Raw genomic sequence first — 5,161 nt, 5'->3', positions numbered from 1 at the left:
CGACGCGGCCCTGGTCGAGTTGCGCACGGCGGCGCGCGGCCGCTACCGCGAGGACCTCTCGGCCATCCTCGGCGCCACCGACGACGAGGAAGCGGTCGAGCTGGGCCGAGACTTGCTGCGGCGGCGCACCATCGCGGCCACCATCGGCGCGACGGGTCGCATCATCGCCGCTGCGGCGGCCGCCGACGCGCGTCCGGTGTGGGCGCGCGCCTTCGGCCTGCGGCTGCCCGAGACCGGGGCGTCGGATCGACTTCTGCCCGAAACCGTTGCGGCGGCGCAGATCACGTCCGGGTTCGTCTCCAACCGCGCCGTGGCCGTCCGCAACAGCCTGCGTACCGGCCTCGGACTGGCCCTCGCCGTGGCGGTCACCCATCTGTTCCCTGTCGAACACGGCTTCTGGGTCGTCCTCGGCGCGCTGTCGGTGCTGCGCAGCAGCGCCCTGACCACGGGTACCCGCGTGTGGCGCGCGGTGTTCGGCACCGGCATCGGCTTCCTGCTCGGTGCTGCGGTCATCACCGTGGTGGGTGTGGACCCCGCGGTGCTGTGGATCCTGATGCCCTTGGTCGTCTTCGGCTCGGCCTACGTCCCCGAGATCGCCTCGTTCACCGCCGCGCAGGCAGCGTTCACGATGATGGTCCTGATCTTCTTCAACCTCGTCGTCCCGACCGGCTGGCAGGTGGGCCTGATCCGGGTGGAGGACGTCGTCGTCGGTGCTCTGGTGGGCGTGCTCGTGTCGGTGCTGCTGTGGCCCCGCGGCGCCACCGCGTCGGTGACCCGGGCGATCGACTCGGCGCGCGCCATCTTCGCGCGGTACCTGCGGGCGGCGGTGCTGCGGATCACCCGCGGCGCGTTCGAAGAACGCACCGACGAGGTGGCAACCCTGAGCCACAACGCGCTGGCCGCGTCCCGGGTGATCGACGATGCTGTGCGCCAATATCTTTCGGAGAGCAGCGGCGAGACCGACTTCCGCGCACCGATCGTTCGGTCGTTCCACCGGGCGATCCGGCTACGCTCGGCCGCCGATCTGATCGCCGACATCCCCACCCCGCCGCCACTGACGGCCTACCCGAAGGTGCGCGAGGTGATCGAGTTCCACGCCGACGCGATCTGCGAGCGGCTGGCGGGGCGGTTCGACCCGGAGCGACCGTGGGTGCCGATCGCCGACGACTTCGCGTTCGCATTGCGCGCGGAAGCACGCGACGACGACCTCGCGGTGTCGGCCGCCTTGCCGTTGCTCACCGTCGCCGCGCTGCTGGGCGAACTGGAGTTGATCTACCCGCTGCAGCAGGACCCAGCGCAGGGGGCGGTGCGGCATTAGCGCGTTCGGCGTGTACGTCGCACCCGGACCGCCCTGGCCGTCGATCTCAACGGCGATGACGCGCACCAGCGCACCACCGTCGTCGGAGGACAGCAGCTTCACGTGGTTGCCTTCGATGGCCTGGTACCTGGGCGCGGCGAACTTGTCCTTCTTCGGCAGGTTCACCCACAGCTGGATCCCGTGGAACGTGCGACGATGGTGCGTACACGCGGTGCCATGACCGTGAGGCAAGTGAGGGACGCCTACAGCAGAGCATCAGCCGAGATTGGATTCGTGCTCAGCCGCGGCCCCGTTGTCAGCGGTCGATTGTGGAATCGCTTCGCGCGTACTCACGCGGGGAAGATGTCCGACCGAGTTGAAGAACCACGGACGCGCAGTGTTCATCGACTGGCGAGGGCGGCGGCGAGGTCGTCGGGGATGGCCATGGGTGTCATCAGGCCCGCGGCGGCTCTACCGGTGTTTCCGATGGGGAAGCGGCCGGTTAGCGAGCCTGGCGCGGCGACGATGAGGCGGAGTACTTGGCCGAGTGCTTCGTGGCGGTCGTGTTGATGCAGTGCGAGTTTGAGCATCGCCGCGTGATTGCAGGTGTGCAGCCATGGCTCGGGTTGGGACACGATGTGGGCTCGTTCGAGGTGACGCCATCGAGCCTGGGGGTCGGCGGCTGTGGCGGCGGCGGTCATCTCGCGGCGGTACAGCTGGCGAGCTTCAGGGCTGATTCGTGGCATTGGAGGGCTCCTGTTCAGCGGCGGAAGTGGGTTTTCAGAGCAGGTTGGGTCGCCGGTCGGTGACTCGGTGACGTCGCGGAATGGCGCGTCGGTGGGTTGACAGCATGCGCACCCCTGTTCAGCCGGCGCAGTGCCGGAGGTCGACGGAACACCGTTGAGAGTGTCGGCCGCGGCGGAGGAGGGGTTGGTGGGTCCGCAGCACGGGTCGGCGATATGTGGGGGTGGGCCGATGTCGACGGTGGGGGCTGCGGGGCGGCGGGGTGGTGTGGTGACGCCGGGCAGGGTGTGGGTGCGGGCGGCGCGGATGGCGTTGAGGATGACGAGCACTTCGGCGGATTCGTGGATGAGCACCACGGTGGCCAGGCCGAGCACGCCGAAGGCGGCCAGCGGGATGAGGATGGCGATGATGGCCAGTGAGAACCCGATGTTTTGCACCATGATTCGTCTGGCGCGCCGGGAGTGGGCGAGTACTTGAGGTAGGTGTCGCAGGTCTTCGCCCATGAGGGCGACGTCGGCGGTTTCGATGGCGACGTCGGTGCCCATCGCGCCCATGGCGATACCGATGTCGGCGGTGGCCAACGCGGGTGCGTCGTTGACGCCATCGCCGACCATGGCGATGGGCCGCCCGTCGGCGATGGCCGGGAGTAGGGCGGCTTTGTCTTCGGGTAGCAGTTCGGAGTGCACGGCGGTGATGCCGGCTTGGGCGGCCAGCGCGTGCGCGGTGCGGGTGTTGTCACCGGTGAGCATGGCCACGGTGATGCCGAGACGCTGGAGCTGCTCGACGGCTTCGGTGGCCTCGGGGCGAAGCTCATCACGCACGGCGATGGCGGCCATCGTGTTGCCGTCGCGGGCCAGGACCACGACGGTGGCTCCGGCGGCCTGAAGTCTTTCGACGTCCGCGGCGAGTGGGCCTGGGGTGACCCAGGTGGGTTTGCCCAGGCGCAGCTGGTGGTTGTCGAGGTGGCCGTGGAGTCCGTGACCGGGAACGGCGGTGACGTCCGTGGCGACGGCGGCGTTGGGGTCGGCGGCCAGGATCGCTTGTGCGAGGGGGTGTTCGCTGCGGGCTTCCAGTGCTGCGGCCATGCTCAGCGACTCGGCGGTGGTGATGCCGTCGACGGTGACGACCTCCACGACTTGGGGTTGGTTGCGGGTCAGGGTGCCGGTTTTGTCGAGGGCGATGACTTTGATGCGGCCCAGTTCTTCGACCGCGGCGCCACCTTTGATCAGGGCACCCTGGCGGCTGGCGGCGCCGATGGCGGCGACGACGGTCAGCGGTACCGCGATAGCCAGCGCGCACGGGGAGGCGGCGACGAGCACCACGAGTGCTCGTTCCAGCCACAGCATCGGGTCACCGAAGAGCGCCCCGAGGGCGGCGATCAGCGCGGACAGGATCATGATCGCCGGGACCAGCGGGCGGGCGATGCGGTCAGCGAGGCGTTGCCCTGCGCCTTTGCGTTCCTGGGCCTCTTCGACGATGTGGACGATGCGGGCCAGTGAGCTGTCGGCGGCCACCGCGGTCACCTCGACCTCGATGGCGCCGCCACCGTTGATCGCGCCCGCGTGCACCGCGCTGCCCGGTCCGGCTTCCACGGGAACTGATTCGCCGGTGATGGCCGACAGGTCGAGGCTGGTCTGACCGGATCGAATGGTGCCGTCGGTGGCGGCCCGCTCGCCGGGTCGGATCACCATCAAGTCGCCTATGACGAGATCATCCGGGGCCACGCTGAATTCGTGGCTGTCGCGGATCACCGCTGCTTTCGGGGGCACCAGGGCCAGAAGCGAGCGCAGACCGCGACGCGTCCGGCTCACGGCGTAATGCTCCAGACCCTCGGCGATTGAGAACAGGATGCCCAGCAGCGCCGCCTCGGCGAACTGTCCCAGTGCGACGGCGCCGATCGCGGCGATCGTCATCAAGGTGCCCACACCGATACGGCCATGGCGAAGGTTGCTGACCGCTTCGGGGACGAAGGTCGCTGCTGCGGCCGCGACCGCGAGCAGTTCGATGGCGATCGCGGCGTCGTCGTGTCCGATCCGCCCGATGATCCACCCCGCACACAACAGGACCGCCGCCACCGCGGCAAGTTGCAGTTGCTTGACCTGCCAAAGCTTTTCGGGTCCGCTATCGGGTTCGCCGCCTGCCTGGGGACCGCAGCACGCGTCAGACACGATCGGTGTCTCTTCCTGCGGTGGCTGTCGCCCCGCCCAGGACCGCGGTCGTCAGCTGCCGACCGCGGTCGGTGAGCTGATACATCACCAACTTGCCCTGCCGGCGCGAGGACACCAGGGCGGCATTCTTGAGTTGGCGCAGATGATGGGACACCAACCCCTGTGACATCCCGACCACCCACGCCATATCGCACACGCACAGCTCGTCACCGGCGGCCAGCGCCGCGGCGATGGAGAGCCGGGTCGCGTCCCCGAGCCCCCGCGCAGCTGCGGCGGCGGCCCGCACGGCGTCGGTGTCGGGCACCGTGGCGCGGATGGCTTCGGCATGGGGAAGGTCCAAACACAGCAGATCACAGGTGTCGATGGGCTCACTCATACTCATATACTAAAGTACGTTGATATGAACATGAAAGGGGTCGGGGCGATCCTGACCAACACCCGCGTGCTCGTCACTGTCTTCGTCATCGTGGTCGCCACGGTCGCGACCGCGGTGTTCCTGTCGGTGCGCGACTCGGACCCACCAGCCGCGGCGGCACTGGATGATTCGCCGGCGGGACAGACGGTGCGGGACAACAGTCACCGCCTCAACACCGTGCTCGACAGTGACGTCTATTTCGTCGAGTTCCTCGACTTCGAGTGTGAGGGGTGCCGGGCACTGTTTCCGGCCATCGAGCAACTTCGGGGCGAGTACGGCGACCGGGTGAACTTCGTCCTGCGCTACTTTCCGCTGCAGTCTCATTTCAACGCCGAACGTGCCGCCCGTGCCGTCGAGGCCGCCGCGCAACAGGGACAACTGGAAGCGATGTACAAGAAAATGTATGAGACACAGGCTGATTGGGGTGAGCAGCGAGTCCCTAAGCCTGGATTCACCGATGAGGTAGGGATGGGAGGCGGGTTGTAACAGCGAAATGCCCTGTCGTGGTGAAAGAATGAGATTTCTCGAGGATCACAT

At 68.0% G+C, this 5,161-nt stretch carries 4 protein-coding genes and 2 pseudogenes; 2 read left to right on the top strand and 4 right to left on the bottom strand.

Annotated elements, in window-relative coordinates:
• Window positions 1-1,318: FUSC family protein (locus H7I57_RS21455; RefSeq protein WP_264025894.1), on the top strand; the 1,318-nt coding region annotated here is incomplete at its 5' end.
• On the opposite strand, the pseudogene H7I57_RS21450 reads toward H7I57_RS21455, so the two are convergent.
• The 4 genes and pseudogenes from H7I57_RS21450 to H7I57_RS21435 form a co-directional block, all read right to left on the bottom strand.
• A pseudogene (locus tag H7I57_RS21450) lies at window positions 1,316-1,504 on the bottom strand (pirin family protein); the annotation flags it as partial. The gene H7I57_RS21455 and the pseudogene H7I57_RS21450 overlap by 3 nt on opposite strands.
• A gap of 194 nt (window positions 1,505-1,698) precedes the next feature.
• The gene (locus tag H7I57_RS21445) at window positions 1,699-2,043 is read right to left on the bottom strand and encodes a DUF3703 domain-containing protein (protein ID WP_264025895.1); all 345 of its coding nucleotides are present in this window, start codon (window positions 2,041-2,043) and stop codon (window positions 1,699-1,701) included.
• Between the two features lie 36 nt (window positions 2,044-2,079).
• Window positions 2,080-4,209 (bottom strand): annotated as a pseudogene (locus H7I57_RS21440) (heavy metal translocating P-type ATPase); the annotation flags it as partial.
• Window positions 4,202-4,585, bottom strand: coding sequence for an ArsR/SmtB family transcription factor (locus tag H7I57_RS21435; protein WP_264025893.1), 384 nt, complete (start codon window positions 4,583-4,585; stop codon window positions 4,202-4,204). The pseudogene H7I57_RS21440 and the gene H7I57_RS21435, both read right to left, overlap by 8 nt.
• Before the next feature lie 24 nt (window positions 4,586-4,609).
• Here H7I57_RS21435 and H7I57_RS21430 point away from each other — a divergent pair, with 24 nt between their 5' ends.
• Window positions 4,610-5,110, top strand: a complete 501-nt coding sequence (locus H7I57_RS21430; protein WP_372510313.1) for a DsbA family protein — start codon at window positions 4,610-4,612, stop codon at window positions 5,108-5,110.
• Window positions 5,111-5,161 lie beyond the last annotated feature (51 nt).

This window comes from Mycolicibacterium pyrenivorans (genome assembly GCF_025821625.1).
Taxonomy (GTDB): Bacteria; Actinomycetota; Actinomycetes; order Mycobacteriales; family Mycobacteriaceae; genus Mycobacterium; species Mycobacterium pyrenivorans.
The sequence above is the reverse complement of the archived record's forward strand: the minus strand, read 5'-3'. Positions and strand labels throughout refer to the sequence as shown.